The organism is Campylobacter lari (genome assembly GCF_001017575.1).
Classification (GTDB): domain Bacteria; phylum Campylobacterota; class Campylobacteria; order Campylobacterales; family Campylobacteraceae; genus Campylobacter_D; species Campylobacter_D lari_C.
Genome location: NZ_CP011372.1, coordinates 832,097 through 848,185 on the forward strand (window position 1 = coordinate 832,097; position 16,089 = coordinate 848,185).

12 protein-coding genes and 1 pseudogene are annotated in these 16,089 nt (G+C 29.6%); 2 read left to right on the forward strand and 11 right to left on the reverse strand.

Annotated elements, in window-relative coordinates:
* Window positions 1–2: 2 nt before the first annotated feature.
* Window positions 3–2,702, forward strand: a complete 2,700-nt coding sequence (gene ccsA, locus CD56_RS04410) for a cytochrome c biogenesis protein (protein ID WP_047208309.1) — start codon at window positions 3–5, stop codon at window positions 2,700–2,702.
* Between the two features lies 1 nt (window position 2,703).
* Here the strand turns inward: ccsA and CD56_RS04415 are convergent, their stop codons facing one another.
* The 10 genes from CD56_RS04415 to CD56_RS04460 form a co-directional block, all read right to left on the reverse strand.
* Window positions 2,704–2,928, reverse strand: coding sequence for a hypothetical protein (locus tag CD56_RS04415; RefSeq protein ID WP_039618362.1), 225 nt, complete (start codon window positions 2,926–2,928; stop codon window positions 2,704–2,706).
* The gene (lpxD, locus tag CD56_RS04420) at window positions 2,921–3,880 is read right to left on the reverse strand and encodes a UDP-3-O-(3-hydroxymyristoyl)glucosamine N-acyltransferase (protein ID WP_039628355.1); all 960 of its coding nucleotides are present in this window, start codon (window positions 3,878–3,880) and stop codon (window positions 2,921–2,923) included. Before lpxD ends, CD56_RS04415 begins: the two co-directional genes overlap by 8 nt.
* A complete protein-coding gene (ilvN, locus tag CD56_RS04425) occupies window positions 3,877–4,344 on the reverse strand; it encodes an acetolactate synthase small subunit (protein ID WP_047208310.1) in 468 nt (155 codons plus the stop codon). Before ilvN ends, lpxD begins: the two co-directional genes overlap by 4 nt.
* Window positions 4,341–6,050, reverse strand: coding sequence for an acetolactate synthase large subunit (locus CD56_RS04430; RefSeq protein WP_047208311.1), 1,710 nt, complete (start codon window positions 6,048–6,050; stop codon window positions 4,341–4,343). The genes ilvN and CD56_RS04430 overlap by 4 nt, the downstream gene beginning before the upstream one ends.
* 83 nt (window positions 6,051–6,133) lie before the next feature.
* Window positions 6,134–6,691, reverse strand: coding sequence for a 2-oxoacid:acceptor oxidoreductase family protein (locus tag CD56_RS04435; protein ID WP_047208312.1), 558 nt, complete (start codon window positions 6,689–6,691; stop codon window positions 6,134–6,136).
* Window positions 6,688–7,533, reverse strand: a complete 846-nt coding sequence (locus CD56_RS04440; RefSeq protein WP_039628357.1) for a 2-oxoglutarate ferredoxin oxidoreductase subunit beta — start codon at window positions 7,531–7,533, stop codon at window positions 6,688–6,690. Before CD56_RS04440 ends, CD56_RS04435 begins: the two co-directional genes overlap by 4 nt.
* A 1-nt stretch (window position 7,534) precedes the next feature.
* Window positions 7,535–8,659: a 2-oxoglutarate synthase subunit alpha gene (locus CD56_RS04445; RefSeq protein WP_047208313.1), complete on the reverse strand. Its 1,125-nt coding sequence runs from the start codon at window positions 8,657–8,659 to the stop codon at window positions 7,535–7,537.
* Between the two features lie 8 nt (window positions 8,660–8,667).
* Entirely contained in the window at window positions 8,668–8,982 is a 315-nt protein-coding gene (locus tag CD56_RS04450; protein ID WP_039628359.1) for a 2-oxoglutarate:acceptor oxidoreductase, delta subunit, read from the reverse strand.
* Between the two features lie 170 nt (window positions 8,983–9,152).
* The gene (locus tag CD56_RS04455; RefSeq protein WP_039628360.1) at window positions 9,153–10,049 is read right to left on the reverse strand and encodes a malate dehydrogenase; all 897 of its coding nucleotides are present in this window, start codon (window positions 10,047–10,049) and stop codon (window positions 9,153–9,155) included.
* A 19-nt stretch (window positions 10,050–10,068) separates the two neighbouring features.
* Complete coding sequence (locus CD56_RS04460; protein ID WP_047208314.1) at window positions 10,069–12,570, reverse strand: YhdP family protein; 2,502 nt, start codon at window positions 12,568–12,570, stop codon at window positions 10,069–10,071.
* On the opposite strand from CD56_RS04460, the gene mltG reads away from it, so the two are divergent.
* Entirely contained in the window at window positions 12,557–13,510 is a 954-nt protein-coding gene (gene mltG, locus CD56_RS04465; RefSeq protein WP_047208315.1) for an endolytic transglycosylase MltG, read from the forward strand. The two genes, CD56_RS04460 and mltG, sit on opposite strands and share 14 nt — an antisense overlap.
* Here the strand turns inward: mltG and CD56_RS08530 are convergent.
* Window positions 13,511–14,965 (reverse strand): annotated as a pseudogene (locus tag CD56_RS08530) (DNA translocase FtsK); the annotation flags it as partial. It lies immediately after the preceding gene.
* Window positions 14,966–16,089: the final 1,124 nt, after the last annotated feature.

Below are 16,089 nucleotides of genomic sequence, written 5' to 3' on the forward strand. Positions count from 1 at the left end.
AAATGCAGTATTTTTTTTCTTTTGCAATGAGTTTTTTACTAATGAGTATATATGCTATAGCTTGTGCTGTAGCAACTTTCATAGAAAATGATTTTGGTATTAGCGCGGCTAAAGCTTTAATTTATAATAATGCTTGGTTTGATATGTTGCATTTATTACTAGGTTTAAATTTAATCGGAGTGATATTTTATAATAAGCTTTTTCAAAAGAAAAAATACTCTATCTTGCTTTTACACTTATCTTTTATAGTGATTTTAATCGGTGCTGGACTTACTAGATATTTTGGCTTAGAAGGTGGAATGCATATAAGAGAAAATCAAAGCTCTAGCACCATAGTTACTAGAGAAGAATTTATAAAAATTACTGATTTTGATACTAATGCTAGTTTTGAATTTCCTATTAGCTTTACCCCGCTAACTCAAAAGCATTTTGAAAAAACTATAGACTTAAATGGCGAAAAATTAATCATAAGTTCTATCAAATATATTCCACAAAAAGATTCTATCACACCTGCTAGCTTAAAATTAAATATTACTTATCAAAAAGCAAATACGCAAATAACCTTAAATCCAAATTTTACAAACAAACAAGCAGTGCATTTTAACCTACAAGGAAAAGATTTTACTATCAATTGGGGGCCAAGAGAAATTAAGCTTCCTTTTGCATTACACTTAAAAGATTTTATACTAGAGCGTTATTTAGGCTCTATGAGTCCATCTTCTTATACTTCAAAAATTCAAATCATAGATGAGCAAAATAATATTAAATTAGATTATGATATTTTTATGAATAATGTTCTTGATTATGGTGGATATAGATTTTTTCAAAGTTCTTATGATCAAGATGAGCAAGGCACTATACTCTCAGTCAATAAAGATCCTGGTAAAATCCCTACTTATATAGGCTATACTTTATTGATTTTGGGATTTTTATGGGTTTTATTTGATGAAAACTCAAGATTTCATCGTTTAAGCATTTATTTAAAAAAAGGTCAAAGTTTTGTATTGTTTATTTTGCTTTTTGCAAATTTACAAACTCCACTTTTTGCACAAGAAAATAAAAATGAAATTTTAAATTTAATCTCAAATTTGCAAAAAAATTCCTATGAACATTCTTTAAATTTTGCAAGATTACTTGCGCAAGATCATAATGGTAGAATCAAACCTTTAGATACTTTGGCAATGGAGTTTGTTTATAAAATCACTCAAAAAGAAAAATTTTTAAATCTTCACTATGATCAAATTTTTCTAGCAATGATGATTTATCCTAAAGAATTTAGAAAAATCAAAATGATAGCTACAAAAACAGGCAAGCTAAGAGAATTAATAGGCACAGATATAAATGAAAAATACATAGCATTTGATGATGTGTTTGATAATGGGATATATAAGCTTAGCAATTATGTTGAGGAAGCTAATCGCAAAAAGCCCTCACTAAGAACTAGCTTTGATAAAGATTTGCTAGCTTTAGATGAAAAAATAAATCATGCATATTATATTTATAGTGGTCAAGCTTTAACTATTTTTCCTGATATTAATGAGCAAAGTTTAAAATGGTACTCACCGGTACAAATTTTACCTTTTGCAAAAGAAGATGTAGAACGTTTGCAAATGCTTTTAGTTAGCTATTTTTTACAAGTTCGCAATGGTATTGAAAATAATCAATGGCAAGATGCAAATGAAATTTTACAATCTTTAAAAGACTTTCAAAATCATTATGGAAGCAATGTTTTACCGCCAAAAGAAAGATTAGATCTTGAAATGTTGCTTAATCATTATAATATCTTTGATAATCTAACTTTTGTTTATATTAGCTTTGCATTAGTATTTTTCTTCTTAAGTTTTTATACTATATTAAAAAATATTTCTTTATCTGCCTTTGTATATAGATTTTTTTACATCATTTTAAGCATATGTGTAATCATACATGCACTAGCTTTAATCATTCGTTGGTATGTAGGTGGGCACGCTCCTTGGAGTAATGCTTATGAAAGTATGATTTACATAGCTTTTGCTTGTGCGATAAGTGCTGTGATATTTTTTAGAAAATCACTCTTAGCCTTATGTGGTGCGAGCTTTTTAGCAGGTATTTCACTTTTTGTAGCTCATCTTGGCTTTATGGATCCTCAAATTGGGAATTTAGTACCTGTTTTAAAATCATATTGGCTTAATATTCATGTTTCAATTATAACAGCAAGCTATGGATTTTTAGCGCTTTGTTTTATTATAGGGATTTTAAGTTTGATTCTTTTTACCTTAAGAGGTAAAAATAAAAACATAGATTTAAACATCACTAAACTACACTGCGTTAATGAAATGTCTATGATAATAGGACTTGCAATGCTCACGATAGGAAATTTTTTAGGTGGAGTTTGGGCCAATGAAAGCTGGGGAAGATATTGGGGTTGGGATCCAAAAGAAACTTGGGCTTTGATTTCTATTGTAGTTTATACCATGGTATTACACTTAAGATTTATTTTCAAAACTTATTTTATTTTTGTTTTTGCAAGTGCTAGCGTTTTAGCCTTTTATAGTATATTAATGACTTATTTTGGAGTAAATTTTTACCTTTCTGGGCTTCATTCTTATGCAAATGGCGATGCTTTTCCTATACCAACTTTTGTATATGTTTTGATTGTACTTAATTTTGTTTTAATTGTAAGTGCAGGAAGAAAACGGGATTTAAATACGCCTAGTTTTTAAACTAGGCTTTACTTTTTTCTATTTCTTGAAGTGCTAGAATAAGATCTTTTAAATTTTCATAAGGAATATGAACTTTCCAATCTATTCCATTTTCTTTTTTTAAAGCCACACCTATACTTAAGACATCATTACTTCCTATACCATAAGGATTAGAAAGATTACAAAGACTTATTTCTCCACTTTTGCTACCATGTAACTCTATAGTTTTAAATACTTTTTTACTCATGTTTATCCCTAAAAGCTGTGATAATTTTTGCTTGAAATTTCAACCAATCTTTTTGAAGCATAATAGGAAAACCACCATAAACCCTAGCACCTTCTAAATTTTTAGTGACCCCACCTCTTGCGGCTATGGTAGCAAAATCTCCTATTTCTAAATGCCCACTTGTAGCACTTTGTCCACCCATAGTGACATTTTTACCTAAAATACTTGAGCCTGAAATTCCACTTTGAGCCACTATAAGACAATTCTCCCCTACTTCACAATTATGCCCTACTTGAACAAGATTATCAATCTTTGTGCCTTGCTTTATGATAGTACTTTCAAAAACCGCTCTATCGATAGTCGTACAAGCTCCAACTTCCACAAAATCTTCTAAAATAACATTTCCATTATGATAAATCTTATAATGCTCGCCATTTTTTGTATGCGCATAACCAAAACCATCACTACCTATAACACAATTTGCCAGTAAATGACATTTTTTACCTATTTTAGTATCATTATAAATCACAACATTTGGATGGATTATAGTATATTCACCTATACTTACATTATCGCCTATATAAGCACCTGCCATTATCACCACATGATCAGCTATTTGGACATTTTCGCCTATATAAACATTTGGCATAATCTTGGCACTTTTGGCAATTTTAGAATTTTTCTTTTCACTAGAGATTAAAGGTTTGGCAAAAAGCTTACTTAAAAGCGCAAAAGATAAATGTGGATTATCAACGACTAGCTTAATGCAATCTTTTGAAACTAAATTTTCAAATTCTTTGGAGACTAATATAGCCCCAGCTCCACTACTTGCAATTTTTTTAGAGTTTTTTTCTCCATCACAATAACTAAGTTCAGTAAAACTTGCATTATTTAATGAATTTAAAGCTGTAATTTCTATATCATCTCCACAATATTCTATGCCTAAAAATTTAGCAATTTCACTAATTTTCATTTTACCTCCATTAAAATAGAACCACTTCTAACTACACTAATAGGATTATACTTTTTCATGGTTTTTAAAAAGTTATCGATATTTTTTGCATTATCACTTGCCATTACTATAATAAACTCATCATCACTATAAGTTACACTGCCATTATAAGCTTTTAATATAGCATCTAAGCCTGCAAAATTTTCATTTAAAGCAATCTTTACCAAAGCTGTTTCTTTTTCTATAAAATCACTAGAATCAATCACCTTATAAGTAGGTATGAGTTTATGAAGTTGTTTAATAATTTGCTCAAAAACTTTTTCATTACCTAAAGTAACGATATTTATTCTTGAAAATTCTTTATCATCAAGTGGTGCAACTGTAAGAGATTCTATATTATAACCACGTCCTGAAAAAAGTCCAACAACGCGTGATAATACCCCATGCTCATTTAATACAATGACAGAAATTACTCTTCTTTTCATTTTTTATCCTTGTTTTTATAGCTAGGTAAAATCATATTATAAATAGCTCCACCTGCAGGTACCATAGGCAATACATCTTCATAACGATCTATAGCTACATTTAAAACACAAGTTTTTTTAGATTCTAAGGCTACTTTAAAAGCTTTTTGAAATTCTTCTTTACTAAAGACATTATAACCCTCACAATGAAAACCTTTAGCAATAGTGACAAAATCAGGCTGGCTTGTTAAATCTGTATTAGAAAATCTTTCTTTATAGAACATACTTTGCCATTGTCTTACCATGCCTAAAAAAGAATTATTTAAAATGATATTAATCACTTTAATTCCATAAGCACTTGCTGTCATTAGCTCTTGGATATTCATTAAAAAAGAACCATCGCCTACAAAATTTACCACCACTTCTTCATCCACAGCTAATTTAGCTCCAAGCGCAGCTGGTAAAGAATACCCCATAGTTCCTTGCCCACCACTTGTTGCAAGTTGTCTTGCATAATTAAACGGATAAAATTGTGCTACCCACATTTGATGCTGTCCTACATCAGTAATTATCCTTGCATCAGGAGCTAATCTAGCACATTCTTCTATAACCCATTGAGGTTTTAAAACTTCATCACTGTCTTCATAGATTAAAGGATATAATTGCTGATATCTTTGTAAAGTTTTAAACCATTCTTGGTATTTTGTATTATCAAAACTTTCTTTTTTTAATTCTTCTAAGGTATCTAAAATAACACTTTTAATATCCCCAACTATAGGAAAATGCGCTTCGATGATTTTAGAAATAGAGCTTGGATCTATATCAATATGAACGATTTTTGCACCCTTAGCAAATTCACTTGTTTTACCAGTAATCCTATCATCAAACCTAGCGCCCACAGCAATGAGTAAATCACACTCACTTAAAGCAATATTTGCACAATAACTCCCATGCATGCCTGCCATTTTTAAATTAAGCTCATCATCACTTCTTAAAGTTCCTAGAGCCATCAAGGTTTCAACTGCAGGAATTTGACAAAAATGAATTAATTCTCTTAATTCATCACTAGCATTAGAAGCTATACAACCTCCACCTAAGTAAAATAAAGGTTTTTGAGCATTTTTAATCAAACTTACTAATTTTTTAATTTGTTTGATATTTCCTTTATAGGTTGGTTTATAAGTTTTCATAGAAATTTCTTTAGGATAATGCCATTTACCTATAGCAGCAGTAACATCTTTTGGTATATCAATATGCACAGGCCCTTTTCTACCTGTTGTAGCAATATAAAAAGCTTCTTTTAAAATTTTAGGTAATTCTTCGATATTTTTTACTAAATAATTATGCTTTACACAAGGTCTTGAAATACCTATAGCATCAATTTCTTGAAAAGCATCTGTTCCTATTAAAGAATTTGCAACTTGAGCTGAAATTAAAACTAAAGGTATAGAATCACTATAAGCAGTAGCTAAACCTGTAACTGTATTAGTAAAACCAGGTCCACTTGTAACTACTGCCACACCAACCTCACCACTCATTCTAGCATAAGCATCAGCACTATGCAAGGCTGCTTGCTCGTGTCTTACTAAAATGTGTTTAAAATGAGTTTGCTTATAAATTTCATCATAAATATTTAAAGCCGCACCACCGGGATAACCAAAAACTACTTTAACATTTTCTTCTTTTAATGCTTCACAAATCATTTGCGAGCCATTTAGCTCTTTCATTATTTTACCTTTTTGCTTAAAATGGAAAATATTATAACGATAATTTAATAAATATTATTTTATAAGGAGAGTTTCTTGAAAAATCAAGAAACTACTTGTGCTTTTTTAGCGTATTCTATACCTAAATCAAAAGCTTTAGCATTTGCTTCTTTAGTTTTTGCAGGTACCATATCAAGCATAGTTTGTTTTAATGCATCAATATCAATACATTTACTCATATAAGCAGCTATAGCTAGAGCAACAACTGATTGAGTAGCTACATTACCTACTTCTTCTTTAGCTATAGTAATAATAGGAATTTCAAAAATTTTCCATCTAGCATAATCTTCTTTGCTTGGATGAACTAAATTTGGCTCTACAATTATAACGCCACCATTACTAACACCATCTTTAAAACTATGATAACCCTTATCAGCAGTTGAAAGCATAAAACTAACTTCACCTTCTACTGCATAAGGAAAAAAGATTTCATTTTCATCAATGATAATATCAACCTTAGTTGGCCCACCTCTAACTTGAGAAGTATAAGTAGAAGCTTTAAAAGCATTGCGTCCTTCTTTAATGGCAGCTTTAGCTAAAATTTCACCTGCAGTGATAACCCCTTGTCCACCTTCACCGCAAAATCTTAATTGATATTTCATTTTAATGCTCCTAAATCAACCATTCTTTTTTCTTTCAAAGCTCTTCTAACCTCTTCATAAGCTTCACAATATTCTACCTTGCTTTCATCTTGGTGTAAAATTCCTGTAGGAAATTTATCTGCTTTTTGCTCATAGTCTAATTGTTCAAATTTAGACTTTTCAACACAACGATTTTTAATCCAATCAAGCATGCTTACAGCTTCGCCCATTTTATTTTTTCTACCAAGATTAATATGGCAGTTTGAAAATACATCTACAAAACTATAACCCTTGTGCGATAAAGCTTTAAAAATGATATTTTCAAGTTTATTTGCCTCTATAACATTTGTTCTTGCTACAAAAGAAGCTCCTGCAGCTTTAGTAAGCTCACAAGCATCAAAATTTGGGTCTATATTACCTGCTTGAGCAGTAACAGTATAAAAGCCTTGCGGGGTAGTTGGCGAAGTTTGTGAATTTGTAAGACCATAAATAAAATTATTGATTAAAATATGGGTTAAATCTATATTTCTTCTACATCCATGAATGGTGTGATTTCCACCAATTGCTAACGTATCACCATCTCCGCTTACTACAATTACATGTTTTTTAGGATTTGCTAGTTTAATCCCTGTTGCATAAGCAATAGCTCTACCATGGGTAGTATGCACTGTATTACAATTTACATAAGAACTCATTCTACCACTACAACCTATACCAGAAACTAAGCAAACATCATCCATATTCCAGCCAAGTTTTTGAATAGCTCTAATAATAGCTTTTAAAACAACGCCATCCCCACAACCCCAGCACCATTGTGTTGGAAGTTTATCTACTCTTAAATATTCATCATAATTAAAAGCCATTTTACATATTCTCCTTTACTTTAGCAATAATTTCACTTGGGGTTATAGGGCGACCATTTGCACGGTGCAAGCTAATAAAATCATCTCTTTTACTTACTCTTTGAATTTCTTCTAAATATTGCCCCATATTAAGCTCACTTACCATAACTTTTTCAAATTTAGATACCACTTGAGTTATTTTTTTCTCAGCTACTGGATAAAGCGTGATTGGTCTAAAAAGTCCTACTTTTAAACCCTCTTCTCTAAGTCTTAAGATAGCTTCTTTGGCAGATCTTGCAACGCTTCCATAAGCAATGATTAAAAACTGCGCATCATCACACATAAACTCTTCATAAGTGCAAATTTCATCGGTATTATTTTTGATTTTACCAAATAATCTTTTTATATTTTTATCTACTATCGCTCCATCTTCAGTTGGAAAACCTATATCTCCATGATGAAGCCCTGTGATATGATAACGATAACCTTCAAAGAAAGGATTTAGCGTAGCAGCTTCATTTTCCCCTGCTGCATAAGGTTTATAATCTTTTTTATCGCCCGTAAATTTTTTACGGTTGATAATTTCTAATTCTTCTAAATCAGGTAATTTTGCCTTACCATTCATATGTCCTATAGTTTCATCTAAAAGTAAAAATACTGGTGTCATGTATTTTTCAGCTAGATTAAAAGCTCTAATGGTTTCAGTGTAAGCTTCTTCCAATGAAGCAGGAGCTAAAGCTATGCTTGCATAATCTCCGTGTGTTGGAGCTTTTGCTTGAAATAAATCTCCTTGTGCAACTCTTGTTGGAAGACCAGTTGATGGACCACCTCTCATAACATTTACAATTACTAGTGGAATTTCAGCTATAAAACCCAAACCAATTTGCTCAGCTTTTAAAGAAATTCCAGGTCCACTACTTGCTGTCATGGATTTTACCCCGCTCATAGAAGCACCCAAAGCCACACTAATACCTGAAATTTCATCTTCCATTTGTATAAAAGTACCATCATTTTTTGGTAGCATATGACTTAATTCATGTGCTATTTCAGAACTTGGGGTAATTGGATAACCACCAAAAAATTTACAGCCACAATCAATTGCAGCTTTTGCTACTAAAACATTACCTGTTGATATCACTTCTCTCATTATTTTTCCTATGCGTTTAATTTTTTATATTTATTTTCTTTAATAGCTTGTGCTCTTTCTTTAGCTTCTGGCGTAAGTTTTGCAAATTTAAATTCATCTCTTTTAGCAACAAAAATTGCAAAATCAGGACAATGACTTTCACATTCACTACAGCCTATACAAGAATCAGGATGAACCACTTCTATCATCTGTCCTAAAACTGCGCTGATTTCATCTCTCATTGCTAAAACTCCAGCTGGACAATAACTAACACAGATATTACAAGCTTTACATCTTGCTTCATCAACCCAAACCGGTGTATTTTCTGGGGCTACCATTAAAATTCCTTTCTAATTTTTGTTATTTTCAATGATTTTTTATTAAAAGTTATCTTTAAAACAAACTTTTTATTATAGCGAATTTATAATATGAGTAAATATTATTTAAAATATAAAGCAAAACAAATAAGTATTTATAACGCAAAGTAACATTAGGAGTAAAAAACTCCTAAAAATTATTTGTAATTATACTGAATGAGAGAATTTTCTAAGATATTTTGCTCTTGGTTATCTAACTGTAACTCCAAAATTTCAAGTACCCCATCAAGACTAATCCTTGCCATAACACCAAAAGCTTTTTCTTTTATATTATATTCTCCATCTAAAATCACACATATTGGTAAAAATTCTCCACTTTTTAAAGCTTCTATCATTCTTACACAAGCACTTGCAGGGGCTAAATATGCTGAAGTTTTTAAGTGTTTTATAACTTTAGCACCACCGGTTTTAACTTCTTGTTCAATTTGAGCAAGATCATATTCATTTAAAACCTCATTTAATGCTTTATTTTGCACTTTACTTTGAGATTTTACTAAAACCATGCTATCATTGTGAAAACCTATAAGCTTAGTATCTATATAAGAAGTTTTTATATTTAGTTTTTTACCCACTTCATATTTAAATCTAGCATTATCTAAAACACCTGCCATGGCAATGATTTTTTTTGATGAAAATAATTTGCTTTCATAAAGAGCATTAAGTAAAAAATCCACAGGGTTACTTACTATGATAAACAAAGGATCGTTGTTAAATTTTTTAATATTTTTTGCACACTCAAGCATAATTTTAGAATTAATAGCAAAAAGCTCATCTCTACTTTGACCTTCTTTTCTAGCTACTCCCGCACTAAAAATAACCACTTGAGAATCTTTTGAATGTGCATAATCATCTGTACAAGTTATTTTAATATCAAAATTAAAAGCGGCTATACTCTGACTTAATTCTAATTCTCTAGCAAAAAGCAAATCTTTATTAATATCAATTAAAACAAGCTCATCAACCAACTCTCTTAAAATCAAAGCATAAGCAGTGCTTACACCAACATTTCCTGCACCTATGATGGTGATTTTCATTTTTTCTCCTTTTTTGTATTTATTTCACTAAATTAGCCGGCAATTCAAAAATATTTTTAATTAAATGATAAGGAAGTTGCAAGCTTTGCGCAATAAGTTGAGTTTTAAACTCAGGGTTTTCTACTGTTCCGCTTAATTTAATTTGCGTGCTAATTTGTCTATCTTTGCCTAATATAATTTGATTAATGATAGGAACTTTAGAAATAACTGAACTTGCCGATTTTAACGTTCTAAGCTCTAACAAACCGTCCACTTGATTATTTCTTAAGTTGATTTTAACTTGACCTAGCACATCTGCACTATCGCCATTAAAATTAAGTGCGTCTATCTCAAAAAGATCTTTTTTACGATTAAAACTTATACCAGCATTTTCAACACTAAAGCCTTTTTCATTAAAAGTTGGAGCTTTAAATAAAAGCAAACTAGGTATGGTATCAATAAAGCTTAAAAGCTGTTGATGGAATTTCAAATCTTTTAAATAAGTATCTTTAAATAAGAACTTACCTTTAAAAAAATCAGTACTATTACCATCTATATAAAGATTAAACTCACCTTTTTCAAAAACATTTTGACGCATAAAGGTGTTTAGAAAATCATCATCCATTTTTAAAGCTCTAATTTGCATTTGATTTTCTTTAAGCAAAAAATCAAATTTAGATTCATTTCTATTTGCCCAAGCTTTCACATAATCTTTTTTAATTTTAGCGTCAAATTGATCAAAATCTAAGGTTTTATTAAAATCTTTCAAAATTAAATCTATATTTTTCCCGCTAATATTATAAGTTGAATTTTCAAGGGTATCTAAAGTATTTTCCGTATCTTGCTGAGAAATTAACAAATTAATATTATTTAAAGTAATATTCACATCATCATTATCTTTTTGTGCAAAAACACTACCACTTGCACTAGTTAAATTAAAATCATTACCTTTTATTTTTATGCTAAAACTATCATATTCATAAGGATTGTTATCTTTATAGAGTAAAAATGATTCAAAAGTAGTATTATTAATATCTACATTAAAATCTTGGAAATTTAAAGTGTTTAAAGATAATTCCCCGCCATGCACTTTATTTTTTTGCATTAATTTAGAATAATTTTTATATTTTGCAAGTTTTTCAACATAAACAGACATACCTTGATCAAAATTTAAAGTTGTGGTAAATTCTTTATTATATAAACTAATATTTTTATCAAAATCAAGGCTTAAATCAAGAAATTTATTTTCCATTTTTAAACTCTCTTGTGGTAGTTCTAAGTTTGTTATAAAGGTTTTAAAATCACCTTTTTTTTGCTTCAAATCAACACTTGCATTAAAATCACCATTAATCATACTACTTTGCACACTTGCATTTTGTATATCTAGCTTATCTTTTTTTAAAGTAACATTTGCTTGAGCTATCTTAAAATCACTTATATTTATATTTGAATTAATAATATTAAAACTACCATTATAAGTAGTTTTCTCAGGATGATCAAAAGGAATTTTCAGTGTTAAATCAGTCTTTGTGACACCATTATTTTGTAAAAATGGTAATTTTATATCGTATAAAAGCAAAATTTTATTAACCCTATAATCAGCTCTAGCATTATCACTTTTAATGCGTATATAAATTCCTGCTTTTTCATTTAGCATATTATCTATGTAAATTTGGCTTTGAGCTAAATCATAATTATTAAAACGCAATTCATCGTAAATAAAATCAAGTCTTTGTTTTGCAAATTCAAGTCTTACAAAAGGACTTACGATAGGATCTATTCCTTTATCTAAAACTACTTTTAAATTATTTACATAACCTTTAGCGTTGATATCATTTAAATAATATCTATGTTTTCCAAAATCTGCAAAACCGGTTAATTTTTCTATAAAATAAAAATCAGCCTTTACCTTACCACCCACCCAAAGAGCAAGATTAGAAGGTAAATCCACTCCATTTTCTACTAAAATATCAAAAATTTGTGAAATGTTATTTGAGCTTATATTTTCTAATTCATAAGCAATCTCTTCTCTTTTGAGTGAAAATTTAACATCACTTCTTAAAAAATCACTATCAATTTTACCTTTAAAAGTATAAAATTTTGTCTTAGGATTAATAAGCAGGGAACCAATTACACTAAGATTGTGATCTTTTAAAAGAAAATTATCAATATTAGCTTGTATATTTTTATCACTAATTTTTAAATTCACTTTTACTAAAAGATTTTTACTATTTACAAAGAATAGATTATTTTTATAAATTAACTCCACAGGATAGTTATTAACAAAAATTTCATCGATATTGATTTCTTGAAAAAACCAATAAATATATTTTACATCTTTGATAAGCTGCACAGCTTTACTTGCGCTAGTTTCATTTTGAGTACTTTGACTTTGAGAATTTACTACGACTTTTTTAGCATTTAAAATGAGTTTTTTATCTAATTTAATATATAATTTCTCCAAATTAATAGAAGAAAATTCTAATTTTTCTATGTAAATTCCATTTTTGAGGTAAATAAACAAAGCAATGAAAAGTATCATAGGTAATGCTAAAAATTTAAGAATTTTTTTAATATGTTGTGATTTGATTTTAATTTTTCTTTTATCCATTTTTTATTATCTACTTTTACCTATAAAAACAAACTCTGTAGTTTTTATACCACAAGGTTCTGTTAGCAAGATTATAACGCAATTAGATAAAAATAACTATAAAATGAGCAGTATTGATAAATATACTTTATATTTTTTGGGCCATCCGCAATCTGGCTGGATAAATATAGGCACAAAAGAATTAAATAGAGTTGAATTTTTACATAAGCTTACCGTTGCTAAAGCAGCGCTTGAAACTATTACTTTAATTCCTGGAGAAACGACTGAAATTTTCTTTGAAGAATTAGCACCAAAATTAAATTTAAATGCCAAGACTTTAATGCAGGAATTTTACAAACAAAGTCCTTTTAAAGAAGGTATGCTTTTTCCTGAAACTTATAAAATTCCAAAAGGTATCACAGAAGAGCTTTTGGTAAAATATCTTTTAGCTTATTCTACAAATGAATTTAAAAAACTTTCTTATAAAATTTTTAGAGAATATAATGAAAAAAAATGGCATGAGTATATCATTATAGCGTCCATTATACAAAAAGAAGCAGCGAGCAATGAAGAAATGCCTATAGTTTCATCTGTGATTAGAAATCGTTTAAGAAAAGGTATGAAGCTTCAAATGGATGGAACATTAAATTATGGAAAATACTCTCATGAAAAAATTACTCCACAAAGAATAAGATCAGATAATAGTTCTTATAATACTTATAAATTTAATGGCATACCAAAAGAAGCTGTGTGTAATGTTTCATTTGAAGCTATTAAGGCAGCCATTTTTCCTGCTAAAACAGAATATTTATACTTTGTAAGAGATAAAAAAACCAATAAGCATATTTTTACCTCTACTTTAAAAGATCATAATAAGGCAATAAGAAATTGATTATAAAATTTCTCTTTGCCCTTTTGCATCAGGTTCACTTAAAACACCTGTTTGTGAAAGTTGTTCTATGATATTTGCTGCGCGGTTGTAACCTATTTTTAAGCGTCTTTGCAAATAAGAAATACTAGTTTTTCTATCTTCTAAGATCACAGCCTTTGCCTCTTCATAAAGCTCATCTAAATCCCCATCATCAAATTCACTTCTTTTATAAGCTCCATCTTGACTATCATCTTTTAAAAAACTCTCATCATATTCTACTACTTGTTGAGCTTTTAAAAACTCTACAATATTTTCAATTTCATTTTCACTTGCAAAAGGTGCATGTAAACGCACTAAACCACTCATACCAGGAGGGGTAAATAAACAATCCCCGCGCCCTAGTAAGCTTTCAGCGCCCATAGAATCTAAAATAACCTTAGAATCTATCTTTTGCCCTACTTTATAAGAAATTCTACTTGGTAAATTTGCTTTTACAACACCAGTAACAACATCTACTGAAGGGCGTTGCGTAGCTACAATTAAGTGAATTCCACTTGCTCTTGCCATTTGCGCTAAACGACCTATATAAAACTCTACATCCTTACCCGCAGTCATCATTAAATCAGCCAACTCATCAATAATCACTACGATAAATGGTAAGATTTCGCCACCTTGTTCTTTGATTTTTTCATTGTAATTTTCTATATTTTTAGTTTTTGCTTCAGCCATCAAACGATACCTGCGCTCCATTTCAGCTACCATATTCGATAAAGCATTTACCGCCTTTTTGGGATCAGTAATTACCGGTGTAAGTAAATGTGGTATATCATTATAAATACTAAATTCAAGCATCTTAGGATCTATCATCATAAGTCTTAAGGTTTTTGGTGAATTTCTATAAAGCAAAGACAAAAGCATAGAGTTAATTCCCACACTTTTACCACTTCCTGTAGTTCCTGCTATTAAAAGATGGGGAAGTTTTTTAAGATCTGTAATGAAAGGATCGCCTACTATATCTTTACCCAAAGCTATGGTTAAAGGTGAGCTAGAATTTTTAAATACCTCACTTTCTAAAATTTCTCTTAAGTAAATCGTATCAATTTTTTCATTTGGTACTTCAATCCCTACTACATCTTTACCTGGAATTGGAGCTTGAATTCTTATAGTTTGAGCTTTTAAAGCCATAGCTAAATCATCTTGTAAAGATAAAATTTTACTCACTTTGACATCTGCTGCTGGACGAAATTCAAAAGTAGTCACAACAGGACCTGTGTAAGTTCTAACTACATCACCACCTATTTTAAAACGTCTTAATTTTTCCAATAAATCATAAATTTTTCTATCAATCTCTTCTTCATTGATTTCACTTTTGCCTTCTTTTGGCATAGTTAAAAAATCTAAAGGTGGTAAAGAAAAATCTTTTGGTTTTTCAAAATTTCCAAAGTCAAGATCTTTTAATAAAGCTTTATTTTCACTCACTTCATTAGTAATAGAATAGTGTGTTTTATTTTCTACTACTTCCGTTATAGGCTCTTGAGTAACTTCAAATGGAACTTTTTCTTCTTTAACTTCATTTTGCATTTCTTCTACTACAAAAGGACTTTCATAATTTTTTTTACTTCTTAACTCTTCTATACTAACAGGCTTATTAAAATCATCCTCACTAAAATCTAATTCTTTTACTTCATTTTGCGGGATAAAATCCTCATCTTTAAAATCTTTCACCCCTAAAAAGCTAGTTTTGTTTTGAATTTTTTTAAACTCAGCTTCTTTTTGTGCTTCTATGGCATTTAATTCTTCAATTTTTTTAAAATCCTCATTAAGCTCTTCTAAAATTTTTTCTTTTTGCAAGGCTTTATACTCTTCTAGCAATTTAGCTTTTTGTAGCATTTGCTCACGCTCTTTAAGCTCTTTGGCAAATAAGGAATTTTCTTCTATTGTTTCTTCTTTATTTTCATTTAAATCTATATTACGTCTTTTATAGCTTGGTTCATCTAAATTTTTACTTTTTAAGGTTTGAGTATAAATATCTTCACTTTTGTTTTTGTATTTTAATAAATACTCTTCAGGGGTCATTTCATCTTCCTTTATATTTATTTGACTTGCTTTTTGAGCAAAACTTGCAATAGGCTCTGAAAGCTCATGAATATAGCTTGAACTTAACTTTTTATCCTCTTCGCTAATTACCACTTCTTCTAATTCTTGGTTTTTTAAATCTTCGAGATTGAATTTTTTACTTTCTTGAGCCTCTTGTTTTGGCAACTCTTCTTTCTCAATGAGTTCTTCTTTTTTTTCTTTGATTAAAAGCTCTTGCTTAAGTTTTTCTTGTTCTTCTTTGGTTTCATTTTCGTATTTATCACCACCAAAAAATCCAAAAATTTTATTTTTAATTAAAGTTTCAAGTTTTAAATAAAAATCAAAATCAAGCTCTATTTTAAATACTTCTTTGATAATTTGCGGAAAAGAAATACTAAAAGCAAAAGCTAAAAACAAAATCACTAAGATTAAACTTCCTATTTTTCCAAAAAGTCCATCTAAAATCACAAACATAGCAGAAGCTATATAACCTTTATCTTGTAAAAATGCCGAAGCAAAAACAA

Bases quoted from the DNA above. Each gene is read 5' to 3' on its own strand.
- CD56_RS04455 (WP_039628360.1), bottom strand. From the start codon at position 10,049: ATGAAAATCACCATCATAGGTGCAGGAAATGTTGGTGTAAGCACTGCT.
- CD56_RS04440 (WP_039628357.1), bottom strand. From the start codon at position 7,533: ATGGCTTTTAATTATGATGAATATTTAAGAGTAGATAAACTTCCAACA.
- CD56_RS04415 (WP_039618362.1), bottom strand. From the start codon at position 2,928: ATGAGTAAAAAAGTATTTAAAACTATAGAGTTACATGGTAGCAAAAGT.
- CD56_RS04430 (WP_047208311.1), bottom strand. From the start codon at position 6,050: ATGAAAGAGCTAAATGGCTCGCAAATGATTTGTGAAGCATTAAAAGAA.
- ilvN (WP_047208310.1), bottom strand. From the start codon at position 4,344: ATGAAAAGAAGAGTAATTTCTGTCATTGTATTAAATGAGCATGGGGTA.
- CD56_RS04435 (WP_047208312.1), bottom strand. From the start codon at position 6,691: ATGAAATATCAATTAAGATTTTGCGGTGAAGGTGGACAAGGGGTTATC.
- CD56_RS04460 (WP_047208314.1), bottom strand. From the start codon at position 12,570: ATGATACTTTTCATTGCTTTGTTTATTTACCTCAAAAATGGAATTTAC.
- mltG (WP_047208315.1), top strand. From the start codon at position 12,557: ATGAAAAGTATCATAGGTAATGCTAAAAATTTAAGAATTTTTTTAATA.
- lpxD (WP_039628355.1), bottom strand. From the start codon at position 3,880: ATGAAAATTAGTGAAATTGCTAAATTTTTAGGCATAGAATATTGTGGA.
- CD56_RS04445 (WP_047208313.1), bottom strand. From the start codon at position 8,659: ATGAGAGAAGTGATATCAACAGGTAATGTTTTAGTAGCAAAAGCTGCA.
- ccsA (WP_047208309.1), top strand. From the start codon at position 3: ATGCAGTATTTTTTTTCTTTTGCAATGAGTTTTTTACTAATGAGTATA.